This is a genomic window from Hymenobacter wooponensis, assembly GCF_004745865.1.
Lineage (GTDB): Bacteria > Bacteroidota > Bacteroidia > Cytophagales > Hymenobacteraceae > Hymenobacter > Hymenobacter wooponensis.
Window position 1 is genome coordinate 746,868 of record NZ_SRKZ01000003.1, and the last position, 18,791, is coordinate 765,658.

Sequence of the window (18,791 nt, forward strand, 5' to 3'; positions counted from 1 at the left end):
ACTAATGGGCTAGTTAGAGGCTGGTAACACCAACACGGGAATCTCGCTGTGCAGCAGCACCTGGGCCGTTACGCTGCGGTGAAACAGGTGGCCTAGGAAACTACGGGGGCGCGCCACTACTGCTACCATGTCGTAGTCGGCGGGCTTAGCTACTTCCAGAATACCTTCGGCGGCATTTGTATGCCTAATTGTACGGGGTTCTACTTCGGGTAAATCAACCGCTAGGCCAGTCTGCAGCACCGTTTCCAAGACCTGTGGCATAGTGGCAGCGCTGCCTTCCGTTGTTACGTGCAGCACTGTCACCGCGGTGCCCAGGCTATGTAAGAGGTGGCGTACGGAACCGGCATAGGGCCCCAACGTGAAAGGCTCACCATCTACGGCCAGCAGCACGCGCCGCGGCGGAGCCAGGGTTTGGATGGCGTGCGGCACCACCAGCATGGGGTAAGGCGCTACCCGCAAAATATCGAGGGAAGTAGTTTGCACCAGCTCATCGGGGGTGGCGGAGTAATCTGGCCGACCCAGCACAATGAGGCTGGGGTGATGACGACTCACGGCATCGGCTACGGCGTAGGCCACTCGTCCGTGCCCTACCTCTGCCACTATGGGTACCGTCAGCTGCCGCGCCACACTTCGGAGGGCTACGGCAATGGCTTCGTGGCTTAAGTTGGACAGCTCCCCCGTGAACATCTCCGGGTCGAGGGGAGAATCGCGGCGCACGTGCAGCAGGACTAGCCGAGCGGCTAGCGGCTCAGCCAAATTAGTAGCGTAGTCAAGGGCCCGATTTGAGGCCTGAAAGAAATCAGTTAGGATGAGCAGGGAGCTGCTTTTGAACAACGTGCTCTGCGTTGGGGCCGCTGGGCTTTGCGCAGCCGGAGTGCCAGAGGGGTGGTTGGAGGACATCATATAACAAGTATTTATCTGACAACTTGCTGACTAGCTAAGGCTTTCTGCGCCAACACCAGCGGCATCACGTCCTCCGCACTAGGCAAGCCCTCCTGCCGCCAAAGCTCTACACCCTGGTACACGAGCACGCAGGCCGGTAAGTGCAAGGGGGCAAAACTGCGCACCACGGCCGGGTTGGCTGCCTGATCAACTGTAAGCACCTGCACACCGGAACCCAGTTGGCGCTGCAGGGCCGCCAGATCTGCTGCCGACACGGCAGGAACCGCCAGCGCGGCGTCATGCGCCAGCTGGGGCAGCAACACCAGCAGCACCGCTGCTTCGCGCGTTTCTTCTGTATCGAGAGGCCGGATAACAGACATAGAGGTGGAAAAAGGTAAATCCTGCTTCAAAAGTACGCGCCCCTCTCCCCCGGCTACATGATGGTTGTCAGGGCACCGACTGACTTTGATCATCTGCGTATGTTTGCAGAAGTTGCCCTATTGCCTTCTCTTTGGGGCCTGACTGCTATGCTAGCGAACTTCTCTCATCAAGCCCTGACCGATATTCTGTTTGAGCAGGCCAAGGATTTTGTAGGCCTCTATGACCTGGAGCTGGGCTGGTTTGTGCACGTAAACCCGGCTGGCTATCAGTTGCTGGGCTATCCCTCAGCCCAGGCCCTCTACGACGACCCAATCCGTACCATTCGCTCTCAGCAGCTCACCCCGGAAGAATGGGCTGAGCTGCGCGAGCGGGTACTGACGGTGGGCCACACGGAGCAGGAAGCAAATCTGCGGCGCCAGTCCGGCGAAACATTCTGGGCCAGCATGGAGCTGACTCGCGTCACCCTCCGCGATAAACCCTACTTCCTGGTCCGCCTTACTGATACCAACCGCCTGCACGCCGCGGAGCGCAGCCTGACCCAGAGCGTAGGCCGTTTCGAGGCGGTATTTGCGCACGCCACTATTGGTATAATTGTGTGCAACCAGCAGGGCGATATTGTGCTGGCCAATCAGAAGGCTCAGCAGCTGTTCGACTATCCCACCAACACGCTGGTAGGCCAGCGCATTGAAGTGCTCGTGCCCAGCAGCATCAGCCACCGGCATGAGAAGTTGCGGGCCTCGTTCAACGCCGACCCTCAGGTGCGAGCTATGGGCCACAACCGCGACCTGCAGGCGCGCCGCCGCGATGGTTCAGTGTTTCCGGTAGAAATCAGCCTCAGCTATTTTCACCAGGAGGAAGAGCTGTTTGTGGTGGCCTACATCATCGACATCACCTTCAAAAAGGAAACCGAACGGGAGCTGATTGACCAGCGCCAGCGCGTAGAGCGCCTGAATGCGGAGCTGGAGCAGAAAGTAACCGACCGCACGCACGCCCTGATGAGCACCCTGGCCCAACTAGAAAAGCGCACGCAGGAGCTAGGCCAGGCCTTAGCCGCCGAGCAGGAGCTGGGCGAGCTAAAGTCACGCTTCGTGTCCATGGCTTCTCATGAGTTCCGGACTCCGCTCACGGCCGTGCTCACCTCCACTGCCCTCATTGAGAAATACCCCGGCACTGATCAGCAAGACAAGCGCCTAAAGCACCTGCAGCGCATCCGGGCCTCGGTGAATCACCTGAACGATATTCTGGAGGAGTTCCTGTCGGTGGGCCGCATTGAGGAGGGCAAGGTAGAAGCCCGGCCGATGGAGTTTGATGTAGCCGAGCTGCTCAACGAAACAATATCCGACGTGCAAGGCCTGCTGAAGGCCGGCCAGATCATAGAACCACAAGTAGCCTGCCCCACGCCCGTTTACCTCGACCCCTCCCTGCTGCGCAAGGTGTTGGTTAACCTACTCTCCAACGGCATTAAATACTCCGGCGAAAACTCGGTGGTCTCGGTGCAGGCTACCTGCCAGCCCAACCAGCTCATGCTGCGGGTGCAAGACCAGGGCGTGGGCATTTCTGCCGAAGACCAAGAACATCTATTCGAGCGCTTTTTCCGCGCCCGCAACGTCACGAACGTGCCCGGTACTGGCCTAGGCCTCTACATCATTGGCAAATACCTGGAGCTGATGGGCGGCACCGTTGACTTGCGGAGCGAGCTAAACGTGGGCACCACCGTTACCCTCACCATACCCTATGAAAACCATTCTGCTGATTGAAGACAACGAGCTGATTCGGGAAAACACGGCCGAGATTTTAGAACTCTCCGGCTACACCGTTCTGACGGCTGAAAATGGCAAGATTGGCGTAGAATTGGCCCTGGGAACCAAGCCCGACCTGGTTGTGTGCGACATAATGATGCCCGTACTGGATGGGTACGGCGTGCTGCAGATCTTCAACCAGAATGAGCAGCTGGCGGGGGTGCCATTTATCTTCCTGACGGCTAAAACCGAGCGCACGGATATGCGCCGCGGCATGGAGTTAGGCGCCGATGACTACCTAACTAAGCCCTTCGATGAGGCTGAGCTGCTGAGCGCCATTCGGGGCCGCCTAAACCGTTTTCGCCACCTCAAGCCCGATTATGACCTGCAGCACCCGGGTGGCCTAGGCGAGTTTCTGGAGGATGCCTCCGCCGTAGGCAACCTCACCGACCTTACCCTGGACCGCCGCCCCCATGTGCTGCGCAAAAAGCAGGAGGTGTACGTGGAGGGCGACGAGCCTACCCGGCTGTACTTCTTACAGGCTGGCCGGGTGAAAACGGTGCGCCGCACGGCCGCGGGTAAGGAGCTGATTACGGGCGTGTACGGCCCCGGCGAGTTCCTGGGCTACCTCCCCTTGCTTCAGCAAACCACCCACGACGACACCGCCGTAGTCCTCGACGACGCCACCGTGCTCTACATTCCGCGGGAAGACTTCACCCAGCTTCTGCACCGCAACCCCGCCGTAGGCCAGCAGTTTATCCGGCTCTTGGCGGGCAAGGTCAGCGACCGGGAGCAGCAGTTGCTAGGCATGGCCTACAACTCATTGCGGCGGCGGGTGGCCGATACGCTGCTGCGCATGCACGAAGAAGCCGGCGCCACCCCCGATTCCTGGATTCAGCTTTCCCGCGACGACATGGCCTCCGTGGTAGGCACGGCCCCGGAGTCGTTGATCCGCACGCTCAGTGAGTTCAAGCAGGATGGCCTAGTGGAGCTAACCAGCAAAGGCATTCGGATTCTGCAGCCCGCCAAACTGCGCCAGCCTAATTGGTAGCTAAGCTAGTGCCACTCCGGAACTAGGTAGCCCTCGTGCCTGTGTTTGCCGTAAATTGCCGACGAAACGTAAGCGGGTGGCACAAGGCAGTAATTGCTGCTGGCCATCCTCGTTAGGATAGTAGCTGAGTAGCGTATGGCTGCTGCCCTAGCCTATCCTGCCCTAATTAAGCGTTTCTTTTTCCTTCACTTTCCAGTCTCAGGCTGGATTTACTAACTACGACTCTGATGTTTGATATAATGGGCATGATGGGCAAAATGAAAGAGCTTCAGGACAAGATGAAGCAAGCCCAAGACGAACTGCAACATATTACTGCCACGGCTGAATCGGGCGGTGGCCTGGTGAAGGCTACAGCCAACGGGCAGCGCCGCCTGCTGAAGCTGGAAATTGATGAAACCCTGCTCCAGCCTCAGGACCGCGACATGCTGGCTGATTTGGTGGTAGCGGCCGTGAATAAGGTAATGGAAGAGGCTGGTGAGAAGGCCAAGGAAGAAATGAAGAACAAGACGTCGGGCCTCATTCCTAACATTCCTGGTCTCGACCTCGGCGGTTTTGGCCTCTAGCAGTGGCCTAGCCTCCGGCGCCTGCGCCGATGTAGCAGTAGTCATACTAAACTGGAACGGCCAGGATTTCCTGCGCCGCTTCCTGCCATCGGTACTGGCCTACTCCGATGGAGCCCAAGTGATAGTCATTGACAATGCCTCCACCGACGGCTCCGTAGGCCTGTTGCAACGGGAATTTCCCGCAGTGCAGCTTCTGCAACATTCGCACAATTTGGGTTTTTGCGAGGGATACAATGTTGGACTACAACAGCTTGCTTCCGGGTTCCAATACTACGTGCTGCTGAACTCTGACGTGGAGGTAACACCCGGCTGGCTGTTACCCCAGCGCGAGCTATTAGAACAACACTCCCAAATTGCCGCCTGCCAACCTAAAGTCCGGCAGTATAGTGCAGATGCTGCCCAGCGGCAGCTCCTGGAGTATGCCGGTGCCGGCGGTGGCTACCTTGACCGCCTAGGGTACCCCTTCTGCCGCGGCCGACTCTTTGAAACTCTGGAAACCGACCACGGCCAATACAACGATGCTAGGCCAGTAGCCTGGGCCACCGGCGCCTGTATGCTGGTGCGGGCCACGGCTTGGCACCAACTAGGTGGCCTAGAGCCTCGGTTCTTCGCGCACATGGAGGAAATTGACCTCTGTTGGCGCTTGCAAAACGCCGGCTTTGAGGTATGGTACCACGGGGGCAGTGTGGTGTACCACGTGGGCGGAGGCACGCTACACAAATCAAACCCGCGCAAAACCTACTTAAACTTTCGCAACGGATTAGCCTTGGTGTACATGAATACCCACGCCCAGGAGTTGGTTGGCACCCTAAGCACGCGCCTTCTGCTGGACTGGGTGGCTGCTGTTCGCCTGCTCACCCAAGGCAGCGTTGCCGACTTTCGGGCTATTGTTCGGGCCCACTGGCATTTTCTGCGGCAGCTGCCCTACTGGCGCCAACGCCGGGAAAAGTTTCCGCCCCTGCGGCGCATAACTGAGCGAGCAGGAGTATACCGCGGCAGTTTAGTACGGGCTTATTTCGGTAAAGGCAAAAAGCAGTTCTCAGACTTAGAGCCGGAACTACTCTCGTAGGCCAGTTCGTCTAGCCATAAAAAAGCCCGCGCTGACAAGGGCAGCGTGGGCTTTTCAAAAAGTTCGTAACTCGAAGCAGAAACGACTACAGGTCCCAGACAGTGCTACGCTGTTGACGCATGGCCCGCCGGACATTCATCCAGAAGGCCAAAGCAAAGTACAGCACAATGGGCGAGCCGAAGGTAAAGAAAGAGGCGTACACGAAAGACAGCCGCACGCTGCTGGAGGAGAAGCCCAACCGGTTGCCCACGGCGTTGCAGACGCCGAAGCTCTGCTTTTCAATAAAGTCGGTTAGTCGTTTCATATCTGCTGAAGTAGAAGCTGCCCCCGGTGGCTAACCTATGACCAAAATATACTAATTCGTAGAGTGTGTCAAGTACTTACGGTAAAATGGCTCGGCAAGATACGTCTGTGACAGGCAGTTTTACGTTTGTTGTCTGAATTTCCGCCCCACCCCGCTCCTGTTGCTTATGCAAAATACGTTGCCCCGCCTGTTTTCGTTGGTCGTTTTAGCTGGTTCAGTGGGGTTTCTGCCCGCTTGCTCGCCCCTTTCTAAGGTGATGAAATCAGCTCAGTCTGGTCAGCAGATCACCGTTGAGCCAGCCGTACTCGAGAGCAACGGCGAAAATGTGCTGTTTGAGGTGACAGCCAAGGTACCGGCCAAGCACTTGAAAAAAGGCGTGGCCTACAACCTAGGCCTCAGCTACCGCTACGAGAATGGCTTGCGAGAAGACACCGTTGGCCGCATGACGTTTATGTCGGGCGAGTACGTGTACGATGAAGAGCAGAAGGATAAGCTACTCATCCGCAAGCAATTTGCCTTTCCCTACTCACCACGCAAAAGCCCCGGCGAGCTAGTAGTCCTGCCCGATGTGCACGAGCTGAAGCCTAGCGACAAGCGCGTGAAGGGCAAGGAAATCAAACTGGCTCGCGGCATCGTGACCACCAGCCGCCTGGTAGTGCGCCAGGATACGGCCCTGAACCTGCTGCCCGAGTCGGTGAGCAACAATATGAGCGGCACCCGTGTGCTACCGTTCTTCTTTGATGCCGGCAAAGCTGAAATCCGTAACTATTTGGGCACCAATGTAGCTGCCCTCGAAGACTTCATTGAAGCTAACCAGCGCACAGAGAAGGTAATGATTGTAACGGGGCACTCTCCCGACTCCCTCGACCGCCACGACCCCCGCCTAGCCGATAAGCGGGTGCAGGTATTGCTGAAGTACTACAAGAAGCAGGTTGATACCGACTCCTACCTCAACAAAGTCAGCCAGATCGACTTTGAAACCGAGGCCTACCACCGCCGTTGGGACCTGTTCCTAAACAAAGTGCAGGAGTCGGCGCTACGGCCGGCTCAGGTAGATTCGGTGCTGCTGCTCATCAACGACACGCCCGGCAGCTACGCTACTAAGGAGAAGAGCCTGCACGCACTGTCGTTCTATGATTACCTGGAGCAGTACATCTACCCCGTCATGCGCTTTGGCACCGTGGCCGTGCGCTACACTGCCCCCAAGCGCTACGACTCGGAGATTTATGTGCTGTCGAAGAAGATTGTAGAAAAGCAGACGGAAGCCGATGCTCTCACACCCGAAGAGCTGCGCTATTCCGCTACGCTTACCCCACTGCTGGCGGAAAAGCAGCGCATTTATGAAACCTCAGTAGCCACCACTGGCCTCTGGCAGGCCTACCATAACCTGGCCGTGGTATTGCTGCTGCGCTCTGAAAAGGAGGTAAACCCCAAAGTGCAGAAGGCGTACCTGCGCCGAGCGGCTGTAAACTTCACGCTGGCCGCCCACCGCAACCCTACGGCCGAGTCGTTCTACCATGTAGCCACTGCCTACCACCGTGCCGGCGACAAGCTGGAAGCCCTGCAGAACTACGATTATGCTATCAAGCTAGGCGGCGCTAGGCCTATGCTGAATAAAGCGTTTGCCGACAAGGCTGCCCTGGAAATTGAAATAGGTCAGCTCGACGATGCTCTGCGCAGCCTCAGCTACAGCGGCAAGAGCTACCAGAACATTATGAACCGTGCCCTGATTTACGTGCTAAAAGGTAATTACCAGGGCGCCGCTAACATCTACCAGGAGGCTATAGCCCTTCGCCCCGACGACCCACTCCTGGCCTACTGCTTGGCCGTGGTAGCCGCCCGTCAACAAAACGAGCCCGCTATGGCTATGCACCTGCGCCGCGCCGTCGCCCTCGACCGTACCTACGCCAACCGCGCCGTAGAGGACCTGGAGTTCCGCGATTTCGCGAAAGGGAAAGCGTTTTTGGAGGCGTTGCGGTAGCCTCGATTGATAAGCTCAAGCATCGTATATGCTCACTCTCCTGTTAAATGAAACTGCCTCTCTTGATTATATGATGAGAGGCGTAGGCCTATGCGCTTTTCTGATTGCGGGGGTTAGCATCTGGCCTTATCTGAAACAGTCTAAAACTCCACATAATGTTGGAACATTCAGGGTAATCTATGCTCTCCTTTTCTTTCTTTTTGGGCTATTCTGTTTTAATGTTTAATCAGGATTACTGACAAGTTACTCTTGAAATGAGACTCGAAAATTTTGAGTTTGGCTACGATAATATATCCATTGAGTGGGCTGGAATTTATTTAGACCTGCACAATTGCTTCGACTTTACCGAATTACAATATCATACTCTAAACCAGTCTGTTACTCTAATATGGCAACGCTCAAATGAGAGTTGGGCTCGATCTACTCCAATTTCAGGCTTCAAGCTCATATTTAACCAAGTAACTTACTTGCAGATGATTCCACGCGACCCGGCATATCCATTTAGTGAGGATACTTGTTTACGAGACTTGTCTTTTGTACCGCAAACAGAACGCGACGATTTTGATAATGTCTATGATATAAAAGGTAGAAGTGAGACAGATGACCTAAAATTTGTATTTCAGAGTGAATCTGGAATCAAACTCTGTTCACGCACTGCCACTTTTATAGCATTCGAGTGAGTCCAACAATACAATGGTCCTTCACCGTTTGCCCTTCCCGGCTACTCGTTGTAGCTTTACGCGCCGGATAGCCTCCGGCTTTTTGATTCTGAACAGTTCTTTTCGTCTTTCCTTACGATTATGCGGACCATCCAATTCCGGGAAGCCCTGCGTGAAGCCATGTCTGAAGAAATGCGCCGCGATCCGCGCGTATTTCTGATGGGTGAAGAAGTAGCCGAGTATAACGGCGCCTACAAAGTGAGCCAGGGCATGCTCGACGAATTCGGCCCGGAGCGCGTGATTGACACGCCGATTGCCGAGCTGGGTTTCGCCGGTATCGGCGTTGGTGCGGCCGCCAATGGCCTGCTGCCCATCATCGAGTTTATGACCTTCAACTTCTCGTTGGTGGCTATTGACCAGGTGATTAACTCCGCCGCCAAAATCTATTCTATGTCGGGTGGGCAGTACTCCTGCCCTATCGTATTCCGTGGCCCTACCGGCAACGCCGGCATGCTGTCGTCGCAGCACTCCCAGAACTTTGAAAACTGGTACGCCAACACGCCCGGTCTGAAAGTAGTAGTTCCTTCTACTCCCTACGACGCCAAAGGCCTGCTGAAGAGCGCCATCCGTGATGCTGACCCAGTTATCTTCATGGAGTCGGAGCTGATGTATGGCGACAAGGGCGAGGTTCCCGAGGAAGAGTACCTCATTCCGATTGGCAAAGCCAACGTGGTACGCCCCGGCGAGAACGTGACCATTGTGAGCTTTGGCAAAATGATGAAAGTAGCTCTGGGTGCTGCCGATGAGCTGGCTAAAGAAGGCATCAGCGCCGAGGTTATCGACCTGCGCTCAGTTCGCCCCATAGACTACGATACCCTCATTGAGTCGGTGAAGAAGACCAACCGCATGGTGGTAGTAGAAGAGGCTTGGCCGCTGGCCAGCATCAGCTCGGAGCTGTCGTACATGGTACAGCGCCGCGCCTTCGACTACCTCGATGCTCCCGTGCTGCGCATCACCAATATGGACGTGCCCCTGCCCTACGCTCCTACCCTTATCGATGCTGCCCTGCCAAACGTAGAGCGCACCGTGAAGGCCGTGAAGGAAGTGCTGTACGTAAACAAGTAGTTCGTTTCAGTCAGCAACTCCTTGTTGCTCAATATCCCCAACAGACCAGTTACCTCCGGGTGGCTGGTCTGTTTGTTTTTGGCCCAGTTATAGCTGCAAACTTAGTGGCCTAGCCCGGCCGGGGCTGGCACTCACAAGCTCCACCGTAGCTTGAATTTTGCGTACCTTTTAGCCAGCAGCTCTTCTCCCCACCCACTGTTTCTCCCCATGAATAATCGGCTACATATTCGTTTTGAGCAGCTTGAACAGGCTACCACCCGCATGTTGAACTCTGTGGCCGAGTTAGGCGAAAAGGCCTATCAGGCGCCGGGGGAAAAGCAGTGGTCGGCGGCGCAGGTAGTGCAGCACTTGGTGATATCTGAAACGGCCATTGGGCAGTATCTGGAGAAGAAGCTGCTGCAAGAAGAAGGCCACCAAAGAGCCGGCATCGGGACTTTTCTAAAGTCAAAGCTGCTGCGTTTGGCGTTGCGCCTGCCTTTCACCCGCTTCAGGGCTCCTTCGTTTTTGGATAAACTTATGCCCGCCACTGCGCCGCCACTGTCGGATTTACGAGCGGAGTGGGAAGCAGTACGCCGACGTATGGAGCGCCTGCTCAATGAATTTCCGGGTAAGCTGGTGAACCACGCCATTTTCAAGCACCCGCGCTCGGGCATGCTCACTATTCAGCAAACGCTGGATTTCATGCTCGACCACATTTTGCACCACCAGCAGCAGATTGAGCGCATCAAGAAAGCGGTAAGCTAGCCCTGCTCGGTTTACTCAGCCAAACGCCGCCCTTTCACCAGAAATAAGACTTCTGGTGAAGGGGCGGCGTTTCAGTATATATAGCGCAAGTAATTCCCCAAGGGTGGCCTAGCACTACTGCTTCGGCTCTCGCACAATGTCGGCGTAGCTTTCGTGGCGGGGCAGGTTGCGCATAATGGCCGTGATTTCGGCGGGCGGTACCATGAGCTTACGAGCGCGCAGGTCAAGCCAGGCGCCGTCTACGGTTACGGTGGCAGAAGGGCGGCCATCGGCTTTAAACAGCGTATGCACAATGCGCCAGCGGGAGCCATCCTCGCTCAGGCCCGCCAACTCTCCATTCACGCGCAAGGGCTCACTAATGTGCATTTCCTTCAGGAAGCGGGTGTCTTCGCGGAACAAGATGGGGCCAATGCCCAATTGAGCGAAGCGCTGCAACGAGAAGCCTTCAGAGGCCAGATACTCAATGCGGAGCTGGGCAGCATAGTCGGTGTAAGCCGAGTGGCGCATGTGGCCGTTGGGGTCCATATCCGCCCACCGAACGGTATAGGTTTTTTCGTAAGGAGTAGACATTCGGAAAAAGTAAGGTCGAGATGAGGGGAACTGTAAAGGGGCTAGCGGCAGACATTGTGTAGGCCAGGGCCATTAGCTGTGGTAGCGTTTCCTACTGGCCTAGCTAACCTTTGAGGGTGAGGCGCACCAAGTACTGCTGTTGGTCGTCTTCGTCAAGGAATTCAACTTGATAGCCAGCGGCTTCGGCGCAGTCTTGCAGCAGGCTGGGGTCGGCAAAAATCCAGTGGAAGGTGGCGCCGGCTTCCTCTTCGTACTGCATAGTGTATTCTACTTCACCGTAATAAGGCCCGTTGAGGTCAAATACAAGGGCACCATCTTCATCCTCGTACAGGTAGCTGATATCGGAGGAGGTAGCCATAATTTGCCCACCGGGAGCCAGCAGCTGGTGGGCGTGCTGCAGGAAGCGCTCCAGCCCTTCGAGGGTGCCGGCTAGGCCGATGCCGTTCATCAGCATCAGCACTGTATCGTATTTCTCTTTAGTAAGGGCGTGGTCGTAGATATCGTGGCAGGCTACCTGGCTTACGCCCCGTTCCTGCATCACCTGCACGGCGCCGGGCGAAATGTCCACGGCCTTCACCTCAAACCCGCGACTTTGCAGCTCCAGGGAGTGGCAGCCGGCTCCGGCACCCAAATCGAGCACCTTACCGCGGCATTCGCCAAGAGCCGTGCGCTCTAGCTCCGGCATTTCCCAGAGCGAGCGAAAGAAGTAAGCGGCTGGGAGCGGCTCCTCGTCCGCCACATTGCTGTGTACGGTAATGGTGGCATTTTGCTTTCCGCGCTGGTAGGCCAGTAGGGCGTGGCCGAGCGGATCTTGAGAGGTAGAGGCAGATGATGACATGGCTCAAAGATACGGGCAGCAGCTTTGGGAGGATGCCGGAAAACCCAGACGGCTATGTATGGTTCAGTTCACGTAAGCTCTAGGCCACTCCTGCTACTGTTGTTTCCTGCCCATGCCCTCCTCCCATTCCAACCTTCCTGCGCGCCTCACCAAAGGCAATCTGCCCACCAAAATCTGCCTGACCTGCGGCCGCCCCTTCGAGTATCGCAAGAAGTGGCGGAACTGCTGGGCGGAGGTAAAGTACTGCGGGGAGAAATGCCAGCGCAACAAGCCCAAACCGCTGGCAGCCAGCTAACCAGCCTGGCTCTAGCCTAGTACTACGCCGTGGAGGAAGCTGGCCTCTGGGCCGTGACTGCATCCTTCTACACTTGGGTTTCGTTCTGAGAAGTACAAACTCCTTACTTCTCCCTACCTAACCTAGCATGGCCAGCAACCTCAACTACCTCGATCCATCGCTTAAGCCTCTCGAAGAGAAAATACAGGCCTACCTGGATGCCGAGAAAGAATTACAGCGGGCAGTAGCCGAGCAGGCGTCCTTATCGCACCCGGCGCCACAGCCTGATGCTACTAGTGGCCCCGCCGCGGCGGCTGCAGCCCACTCGGGCACGGCTCCCAGCTCCGATGGCATCTTCGAGCAGCGCCCTCCTACCGGCAGCTACGACCAAGCCGCTGATGAAAACCAGGAACGCCTCCAGAACCTACACGACGACATTCACCTGTTGCGCCGAGAGATTATTGACATGCTCCCTGTGCGCGACGAATGGATTAAAGTTAACCTTGGCTACGGCCCTAGCCGGGTTGGCGCGTTCCAGGAAACGACCACAGAAGGCGGCACCGCACCATCTTACCAGTTGCGGGTCGTATTCTAAGCTACAGTAAATAGGCCTAGCCAGTGCTACTTTATTGCGTACGAAACAAGGCCACTTCTTCGATCAGCGACCATTACCACATCAGCACGTCATCCTGAGGAGAGCGAAGGATCCTATTCACATCAGCACGACCCTGTTCTAGGCCAGTCGTTCCCGCGTGAAAAGATCCTTCGCACCCCTTCAGGATGACGTGCTGGTTTTTAGACTACTGTTCGTGTCTCTTCGGTGACCTTAGGTACCACTATCCAGCAGCTCGGCGCACTGCTTAGCAATTTCCAGCTCCTCATTAGTGGGTATTACCAGGATTTTCACCCGCGACTCTGGCTGGTTGATTTCTCGTAGGCCAGGTGCCCGCACGTTGTTCTTCGCCTCATCCAGTTGAATACCCAAGAAGTCTAGCTCGTGGCACGCTAAGCGCCGCACGAGAGCATCGTTCTCCCCTACTCCGGCAGTAAACACCACCGCATCAATACCGTTTAGTACAGCTGCGTAGGCCCCAATGTATTTCTTGATGCGGTAGGCGTACAGTTCGTAGGCCAGGGCAGCACGCTTGTCACCGGCTTCCAGGGCTTTCCCAATGTCGCGCATGTCGCTGTCGCCAGCTAGGCCCAGCATGCCGCTGCGCTTGTTTAACAAGTTGCTTACCTGCTCAACATCGTAGCCCAATTGGCCGATGAGGTGGAAGATAACGGAAGGATCGATGTCGCCGGAACGGGTACCCATCACTAACCCTGCCAGCGGGCCAAAGCCCATGCTGGTGTCAATGGATACGCCCCCGCGCACAGCGGCCATGCTACAGCCGTTGCCTAAGTGCACGGTAATGAGCCGAGCCTCGGGCTGGCCTAAGTAAGCCGCGGCCTGAGCAGCCACATACTTGTGGCTGGTACCATGGAAACCGTACACCCGAATGCCCTGCTCCCGATAGAGCTCCTCGGGTACGGCGTAGCGGAAGGCATATTCCGGCAAGGTCTGGTGAAAGGCCGTGTCAAACACCGCTATCTGTTTAGCCCGCGGAAAGATCTGCTCGGCTACTTCAATACCGAGGTAGTTGGCGGGGTTGTGCAGAGGCGCCAGCGGAAACAGCCGCTTGATTTCGCGCTTTACTTCGGCCGTAATGATGGTAGTAGCCGCGAAGCTCTCCCCGCCGTGCACCACGCGGTGCCCTACAGCTTCCACCTCATTGGGGTCGCGCAAAATGCCAATTTCGGCGTCGGTGAGCAGTTGTAGCACCTCCTGCAGCCCGGCCCGGTGATCAGGCAAATCCAGCGTGCGGCGCACTACCTGCTCCCCATCGGCAGTGAAGACTTTGTGCGTGATGACAGAATTATCGAGCCCAATGCGCTCTACTAGGCCACTGCACAACGGCTGCTCGGCGGGCAGGCGGAAGAGTTGGTACTTCAGCGAGCTGCTGCCGGAGTTGATGACGAAAATATTCATAGGCGGCCTCTCCCCTGCTTCTACTTTAGGAAGAAGCAAAGAAGAGATAGAAGTTAAGTTTGCGAGAAGCTGTACGGAAACTAAGGCGGTAAAGTACAGGTCAAGTGGTAGCCCGCGCTTTAGCAACGGTGAAACGCCTGGTAGCATACTCCCGCTCAACACACTACAAGCCGCCAGTTGGGAGTGAGCATCCAGACGAGTCACATAACGAATGAAGCTTATAACTGGTAATGCAGTTGTAAACTACTCGTGCTAGCAGCATCAGCACATCGCTATGCAGGTACTTGGGTACTTTATGCTCAAGCCGTGTGCTCCCGCTGCAATAACCACTATACTGGTTTCACACCACACTGCATGTACTCTATTTATTGCTGGGCACCGCTTTCTTTACCAAGCCTACAATCTTCTCAATAATGAAACCCAGGATGAGGCCGCCGATACCGCAGGCCAGGGCCTTAGCTAGCCAGGCTACTGCTGGCACGTTAGCTAAAGCCTGTTCCAGCTCGTGCAGTAAATGAGCAGTGAACGGGATGCCGTGAGCAATTATTTCGGCGCCCACCCAGAGCATGGCAGCCGTACCTACATAACTCAAGATTAGTAAGAAGTGCGGCATAAAAGTTACTATACCACGGCCAAATTTCTGGATGGTAGCGCTGTATTCACCCTGGGCCAGGTGCACACCAATGTCGTCCATCTTCACAATCAACCCCACAAATCCATACACCCCCACCGTAATAACAACAGCCACTGCCAGCATCACCAAAATTTGGTTTACGATCGGCTGGTCGGTTACTTGGCTGTAGGCAATGGCCATAATTTCGGCCGACAAAATAATGTCCGTGCGAACGGCACCCGCCACCCGTTTTTGCTCTAGTTCTTCTGGAGTAATTGCTTCTATTTCCTCGCTTTCAGCCTGCGCCTCGGGGTGCTTGCTGAACATAGAATGCACCTTTTCGTAGCCCTCGAAGCACAAATACGCCCCACCCATCATCAAAATTGGCGTAATGGCCCATGGCGCGAAATAGCCCAGCACTAAAGCTGCCGGCGTTAGGATAAGCAGTTTGTTAATCAGCGACTTTTTGGCAATCTGAAAGATAATCGACAGCTCCCGAGAGGGGTCTAGGCCTACGACGTACTTGGGGGTCACGGCCGTATCATCGATTACGATGCCCGACACTTTGCCGGTGGTTTTGGCTACCTGCGCAGGCACATCGTCTAAGCTGGCGGCGCTGGCTTTCACCAACGCGGAAATATCATCTAGTAAGGCAAAAAATCCTGAAGGCATATGGGATGGTTGGCAGTTCTCCTTTCGTTTCGGAAAGGCAATCGTCTGTTTTATTGTGAATGGGCTGCAAGCTAAGGGAAAGTACCCGAGGCAGCAGTAATTCATTTGCGCCTCCAAGCTGGTGCTTTTATCCCTGCTGGCTTTGAATAGCCGTAATGACCACCGTATTAAACACATCCTCCACGGTGCAGCCGCGGCTTAGGTCGTTTACGGGTTTGTTCAGGCCCTGCAGCACTGGCCCAATGGCAAGGGCACCAGTTTCCCGCTGCACCGCTTTGTAGGTGTTGTTGCCCGTATTTAGATCGGGGAAGATGAGCACGCTGGCCTGGCCGGCCACTTCCGATTCCGGCAGCTTCTGACGCCCCACAATGGGGTCTACGGCGGCATCGTACTGAATTGGGCCCTCCACTTTCAGATCGGGCCGCTTCTGCCGCACAAACTCTGTTGCTTCACGCACCTTCTCCACATCGGCTCCCGCCCCCGACGTACCCGAGGAGTACGAGAGCATGGCAATGCGGGGCTCGATGCCAAAGGCTCGGCTGCTTTCCGCCGAGGAAATGGCAATTTCCGCCAGCTGCTCGGCCGTAGGGTTAGGGTTCACGGCACAGTCGCCAAACACTGCCACTCGATCGGGCAGGCACATAAAGAACACCGAGGATACCACCGATACGCCCGGCTTGGTTTTGATAAACTGCAGCGCCGGCCGAATGGTGTGCTGAGTGGTGTGCACCGCCCCCGACACCATACCATCGGCGTGGCCTTGCTGCACCATCATGCTCCCGAAGTACGATACGTCGCGCATCAGGTCACGGGCCATGTCTTCGTTTACGCCCTTGGTTTTGCGCAGTTCATAGAACGTCTGCACGTAATCGGGGTAAAACTCCGACTGCACGGGGTCAATAACGCGCAAATGATCGGGCGGCAACTGAATGCCCAGCCGCTTGGCCGAGGCTGCTACCTCCTGCGGATTGCCCAGAATGGTTAGGTCCACTACGTTTTGCTGGAGCAGAAGCGCCGCAGCCCGCAATATTCGGTCGTCGTTACCTTCGGGCAGCACAATGTGTTGGCGCTTGCGCTTGGCCCATTGCAGCAGCCGATACTGAAACATGTGCGGCGTGATGCCCTCCGGCTGGTAGCTCACCATTTTCTCTTCCAGGGCCCGCACATCTACGTAGCGCTCAAACGTACTGATGGCCAGCTGAATCTTCTTCGGGTTATCGGGGCCGATACGGGATTTGATAGCGCCCACCCGCGTGCTGGTTTCAAAGGTGCCCGTGGGCACTGCCAGAATAGGCACCACGGCCGGCAAGCCCTCAATCAGCCGCACAATAGGCGCTTCGGGTTCCGAGCCGGCCGTGAGTACAATGCCGGCCACCCGCGGATAGCTAGCCGAGGAGTTAGCCTGCAGTGCACAGATAATGATGTCGCCCCGGTCGCCGGGGGTCACAATCAGCACGTTATCCTTCAGGTAGTTCAAGAAGTTGGGCACTTGCATAGCCCCAATCACGTAGTTGTCTACTTGATTAGATAGTTGTTGCTCACCAAAGAGGAGCTTCCCGCCCAGAGCCGCGTGAATCTCACGCATTGTGGGGTGCAGCAGGTTGGCATCTTCGGGAATAACCGCCAAAATCATTCCCTGAGGCAACTGGCCTAGCAGTAGCTCGCGCACATCCTCTACCTGCTCCGGCTTAATCTTGTTTGCTACTACCAGAAGCACCGGCACTTCCCGAGATTCAAAGCTCCGCAGGGTCGTGAGGGCTGTGCTAATGACCTGAGCCGTTGTTTTGCCCTCCCCCGAAATCACCATGATAACGGGCACCCCCAGGTTCTTGGCGATGGATATGTTGGCGTCAAACTCAAATGCGGCTCCCGGTCCCACGTAGTCGCTGCCTTCCACTACGGTAAAGTCGTAGCTTTCCTCCAGCTGCTTATACTGGTGAATGATGGTATCAATCAGCTCGCCCTGAGCGTCGGCTTCCATGAGGCGCAACGCTTCGGGCCGAGTGTAGGCATACGTTTGCTCGTAGGCCATGGGCAGCTTGAAGTAGCTGAGAATGGTCTCGATGTGGGCATCCTTCTTTTCGCGGGGGTCTGCGTCGATGATGGGCTTGAAGTAGCCAATCTTGCGGGCTTGGCCCAATAACATATTCACGAGCCCCAGCGCGATGATTGATTTGCCGGTGTAGGGCTCGGCGGAAGCAATGAAAACGGTTTTGGTCATAGCGAGAGCAGGCAGTTAGCGAGGCTTGGCGCCTACGGCGCACGAGCAGGATTTCCCGCATAGCCTCGTCGGGTACGCACTGCTTACGCACCATCACGGTAACAGGATAACAAATTACCGTACAGTTCTGAGCTTCTCGCTAGCCACTTCAGCTTTTCGGCACGCACTAGCTATGCCTTGCTACTCTCTCCTATCTAATTATTGCACTCCCGATTCGCGCATCTTGCATACATCCTGCCAGCTCAACTCTCCTGCTACGTAGCGCCGATAGAGCTGAGTCACGTAGGCCGTTGCTTTCTTGTACAGGCCTGGGTGCGCTTTCTGCATCTGAGCTAGCACATACGCTCGCTGCTCGGGGGTTTGGGCCGCCGGGCCATATTTAGCATTGTTCTCCATGTGCAAGACCTTCTAGGCCAGCAAGGTGCACAACCTACCCGTTGGTGTCGAGGAAAAACACAGTCGTTTTGTGACAAGCCTTTCTAGCATAATCCACGCTGAACAAGCTCAACGCTAGGCCTATAAGCTACATCTCTAGCTGCATATCTCTGCGCACAAAACCACTGCGTTTTGTGACAACTAAGCTACGTGCCTGCTCCCCACTCTTTGCACTTGCCAGCTAAGTTACCTAGCCTAGGATTACCGCTGCTTCGCGTTTATACCCTATTGACATACCCGCAACCTTATACTCCTACCTTATTAAAATAATTCAAAATGCATAACGCTTCTCATTTATGGCTTTCATGCCTAACTAGGCCTCTCTGCAGGTTAGTCAGACTAGCCTAAAAACTCCTGTGTATCGAAATAATAAATATGAAAAAGTAAAGTATATTTGAAACCATTACAAGATCTGTATTCTCTTCTCGCTCCTACTATTTCACTTTCTAATTCCTTAATTAGGCGGTCATATATGCTGCTATATCATTAACCTCTGGTAGAATAATTCAGAGTGTGAACTGCTTCTACTGCACTGCGTCGCTGTATCAGAGCTACTTGGTTGCTACGCTGTTCCAAGGATGTATCTGCTAGCGCAGCAACAAGATTTTTAAAGATCAATAAATTGATTTTCAAACTTT

The 18,791-nt window shown here is 55.5% G+C and carries 18 protein-coding genes; 9 read left to right on the plus strand and 9 right to left on the minus strand.

From position 1 onward, the window contains the following. Positions 1-9: 9 nt before the first annotated feature. Together EU557_RS13345 and EU557_RS13350 are read right to left on the minus strand one after the other, a co-directional pair. On the minus strand, positions 10-903 hold the full coding sequence (locus tag EU557_RS13345; RefSeq protein ID WP_135530927.1) for a universal stress protein: 894 nt from the start codon (positions 901-903) through the stop codon (positions 10-12). Positions 904-914: 11 nt separating this feature from the next. Beyond that, on the minus strand, positions 915-1,262 hold the full coding sequence (locus EU557_RS13350; RefSeq protein ID WP_210116041.1) for a hypothetical protein: 348 nt from the start codon (positions 1,260-1,262) through the stop codon (positions 915-917). Positions 1,263-1,361: 99 nt separating this feature from the next. Between EU557_RS13350 and EU557_RS13355 the strand changes: the two genes are divergently transcribed. The 4 genes from EU557_RS13355 (at position 1,362) to EU557_RS13370 (ending at position 5,685) form a co-directional block, all read left to right on the plus strand. After that, the gene (locus EU557_RS13355; protein WP_245326264.1) at positions 1,362-3,020 is read left to right on the plus strand and encodes a sensor histidine kinase; all 1,659 of its coding nucleotides are present in this window, start codon (positions 1,362-1,364) and stop codon (positions 3,018-3,020) included. Beyond that, positions 2,998-4,053 (plus strand): response regulator, encoded by a 1,056-nt coding sequence (locus tag EU557_RS13360; RefSeq protein WP_135530928.1) that lies wholly within the window; start codon positions 2,998-3,000, stop codon positions 4,051-4,053. The genes EU557_RS13355 and EU557_RS13360 overlap by 23 nt, the downstream gene beginning before the upstream one ends. A gap of 227 nt (positions 4,054-4,280) precedes the next feature. Further along, entirely contained in the window at positions 4,281-4,616 is a 336-nt protein-coding gene (locus EU557_RS13365; RefSeq protein ID WP_135530929.1) for a YbaB/EbfC family nucleoid-associated protein, read from the plus strand. Further along, the gene (locus EU557_RS13370; RefSeq protein WP_135530930.1) at positions 4,606-5,685 is read left to right on the plus strand and encodes a glycosyltransferase family 2 protein; all 1,080 of its coding nucleotides are present in this window, start codon (positions 4,606-4,608) and stop codon (positions 5,683-5,685) included. Before EU557_RS13365 ends, EU557_RS13370 begins: the two co-directional genes overlap by 11 nt. Before the next feature lie 85 nt (positions 5,686-5,770). Here the strand turns inward: EU557_RS13370 and EU557_RS13375 are convergent, their stop codons facing one another. Beyond that, entirely contained in the window at positions 5,771-5,989 is a 219-nt protein-coding gene (locus tag EU557_RS13375; protein ID WP_135434624.1) for a PspC domain-containing protein, read from the minus strand. Between the two features lie 166 nt (positions 5,990-6,155). Here EU557_RS13375 and EU557_RS13380 point away from each other — a divergent pair, with 166 nt between their 5' ends. The 3 genes from EU557_RS13380 to EU557_RS13390 all read left to right on the plus strand — a co-directional run bounded on the left by EU557_RS13380 (position 6,156) and on the right by EU557_RS13390 (position 10,498). Then, positions 6,156-7,970: a tetratricopeptide repeat protein gene (locus tag EU557_RS13380; protein ID WP_135530931.1), complete on the plus strand. Its 1,815-nt coding sequence runs from the start codon at positions 6,156-6,158 to the stop codon at positions 7,968-7,970. A gap of 800 nt (positions 7,971-8,770) precedes the next feature. Continuing rightward, positions 8,771-9,754, plus strand: a complete 984-nt coding sequence (locus EU557_RS13385) for a pyruvate dehydrogenase complex E1 component subunit beta (protein ID WP_135530932.1) — start codon at positions 8,771-8,773, stop codon at positions 9,752-9,754. A gap of 207 nt (positions 9,755-9,961) precedes the next feature. After that, positions 9,962-10,498, plus strand: coding sequence for a DinB family protein (locus EU557_RS13390; RefSeq protein WP_135530933.1), 537 nt, complete (start codon positions 9,962-9,964; stop codon positions 10,496-10,498). A 114-nt stretch (positions 10,499-10,612) separates the two neighbouring features. Here the strand turns inward: EU557_RS13390 and EU557_RS13395 are convergent, their stop codons facing one another. Both EU557_RS13395 and EU557_RS13400 read right to left on the minus strand, forming a co-directional pair. Continuing rightward, positions 10,613-11,068 (minus strand): acyl-CoA thioesterase, encoded by a 456-nt coding sequence (locus tag EU557_RS13395; protein WP_135530934.1) that lies wholly within the window; start codon positions 11,066-11,068, stop codon positions 10,613-10,615. 103 nt (positions 11,069-11,171) lie between these two features. Next, the gene (locus tag EU557_RS13400) at positions 11,172-11,906 is read right to left on the minus strand and encodes a class I SAM-dependent methyltransferase (RefSeq protein WP_135530935.1); all 735 of its coding nucleotides are present in this window, start codon (positions 11,904-11,906) and stop codon (positions 11,172-11,174) included. 112 nt (positions 11,907-12,018) lie between these two features. On the opposite strand from EU557_RS13400, the gene EU557_RS13405 reads away from it, so the two are divergent. Beyond that, positions 12,019-12,201 (plus strand): DUF2256 domain-containing protein, encoded by a 183-nt coding sequence (locus EU557_RS13405; protein WP_135530936.1) that lies wholly within the window; start codon positions 12,019-12,021, stop codon positions 12,199-12,201. Positions 12,202-12,328: 127 nt separating this feature from the next. Continuing rightward, on the plus strand, positions 12,329-12,775 hold the full coding sequence (locus tag EU557_RS13410; RefSeq protein ID WP_135530937.1) for a hypothetical protein: 447 nt from the start codon (positions 12,329-12,331) through the stop codon (positions 12,773-12,775). A gap of 231 nt (positions 12,776-13,006) precedes the next feature. Here the strand turns inward: EU557_RS13410 and EU557_RS13415 are convergent, their stop codons facing one another. From EU557_RS13415 to EU557_RS13430, 4 genes are all read right to left on the minus strand, one after another. Beyond that, a complete protein-coding gene (locus EU557_RS13415) occupies positions 13,007-14,212 on the minus strand; it encodes an acetate/propionate family kinase (RefSeq protein WP_135530938.1) in 1,206 nt (401 codons plus the stop codon). Between the two features lie 361 nt (positions 14,213-14,573). Beyond that, the gene (locus EU557_RS13420; RefSeq protein ID WP_135530939.1) at positions 14,574-15,497 is read right to left on the minus strand and encodes a DUF808 domain-containing protein; all 924 of its coding nucleotides are present in this window, start codon (positions 15,495-15,497) and stop codon (positions 14,574-14,576) included. 127 nt (positions 15,498-15,624) lie between these two features. Beyond that, entirely contained in the window at positions 15,625-17,718 is a 2,094-nt protein-coding gene (pta, locus tag EU557_RS13425; protein ID WP_135530940.1) for a phosphate acetyltransferase, read from the minus strand. A gap of 198 nt (positions 17,719-17,916) precedes the next feature. Further along, complete coding sequence (locus EU557_RS13430; protein ID WP_135530941.1) at positions 17,917-18,114, minus strand: hypothetical protein; 198 nt, start codon at positions 18,112-18,114, stop codon at positions 17,917-17,919. Positions 18,115-18,791 lie beyond the last annotated feature (677 nt).

Coding starts and splice junctions, on each gene's coding strand:
- EU557_RS13345 (WP_135530927.1), bottom strand. CDS start 903: ATGATGTCCTCCAACCACCCCTCTGGCACTCCGGCTGCGCAAAGCCCA.
- EU557_RS13350 (WP_210116041.1), bottom strand. CDS start 1,262: ATGTCTGTTATCCGGCCTCTCGATACAGAAGAAACGCGCGAAGCAGCG.
- EU557_RS13355 (WP_245326264.1), top strand. CDS start 1,362: ATGTTTGCAGAAGTTGCCCTATTGCCTTCTCTTTGGGGCCTGACTGCT.
- EU557_RS13360 (WP_135530928.1), top strand. CDS start 2,998: ATGAAAACCATTCTGCTGATTGAAGACAACGAGCTGATTCGGGAAAAC.
- EU557_RS13365 (WP_135530929.1), top strand. CDS start 4,281: ATGTTTGATATAATGGGCATGATGGGCAAAATGAAAGAGCTTCAGGAC.
- EU557_RS13375 (WP_135434624.1), bottom strand. CDS start 5,989: ATGAAACGACTAACCGACTTTATTGAAAAGCAGAGCTTCGGCGTCTGC.
- EU557_RS13380 (WP_135530931.1), top strand. CDS start 6,156: ATGCAAAATACGTTGCCCCGCCTGTTTTCGTTGGTCGTTTTAGCTGGT.
- EU557_RS13385 (WP_135530932.1), top strand. CDS start 8,771: ATGCGGACCATCCAATTCCGGGAAGCCCTGCGTGAAGCCATGTCTGAA.
- EU557_RS13390 (WP_135530933.1), top strand. CDS start 9,962: ATGAATAATCGGCTACATATTCGTTTTGAGCAGCTTGAACAGGCTACC.
- EU557_RS13395 (WP_135530934.1), bottom strand. CDS start 11,068: ATGTCTACTCCTTACGAAAAAACCTATACCGTTCGGTGGGCGGATATG.
- EU557_RS13400 (WP_135530935.1), bottom strand. CDS start 11,906: ATGTCATCATCTGCCTCTACCTCTCAAGATCCGCTCGGCCACGCCCTA.
- EU557_RS13405 (WP_135530936.1), top strand. CDS start 12,019: ATGCCCTCCTCCCATTCCAACCTTCCTGCGCGCCTCACCAAAGGCAAT.
- EU557_RS13410 (WP_135530937.1), top strand. CDS start 12,329: ATGGCCAGCAACCTCAACTACCTCGATCCATCGCTTAAGCCTCTCGAA.
- EU557_RS13415 (WP_135530938.1), bottom strand. CDS start 14,212: ATGAATATTTTCGTCATCAACTCCGGCAGCAGCTCGCTGAAGTACCAA.
- EU557_RS13420 (WP_135530939.1), bottom strand. CDS start 15,497: ATGCCTTCAGGATTTTTTGCCTTACTAGATGATATTTCCGCGTTGGTG.
- pta (WP_135530940.1), bottom strand. CDS start 17,718: ATGACCAAAACCGTTTTCATTGCTTCCGCCGAGCCCTACACCGGCAAA.
- EU557_RS13430 (WP_135530941.1), bottom strand. CDS start 18,114: ATGGAGAACAATGCTAAATATGGCCCGGCGGCCCAAACCCCCGAGCAG.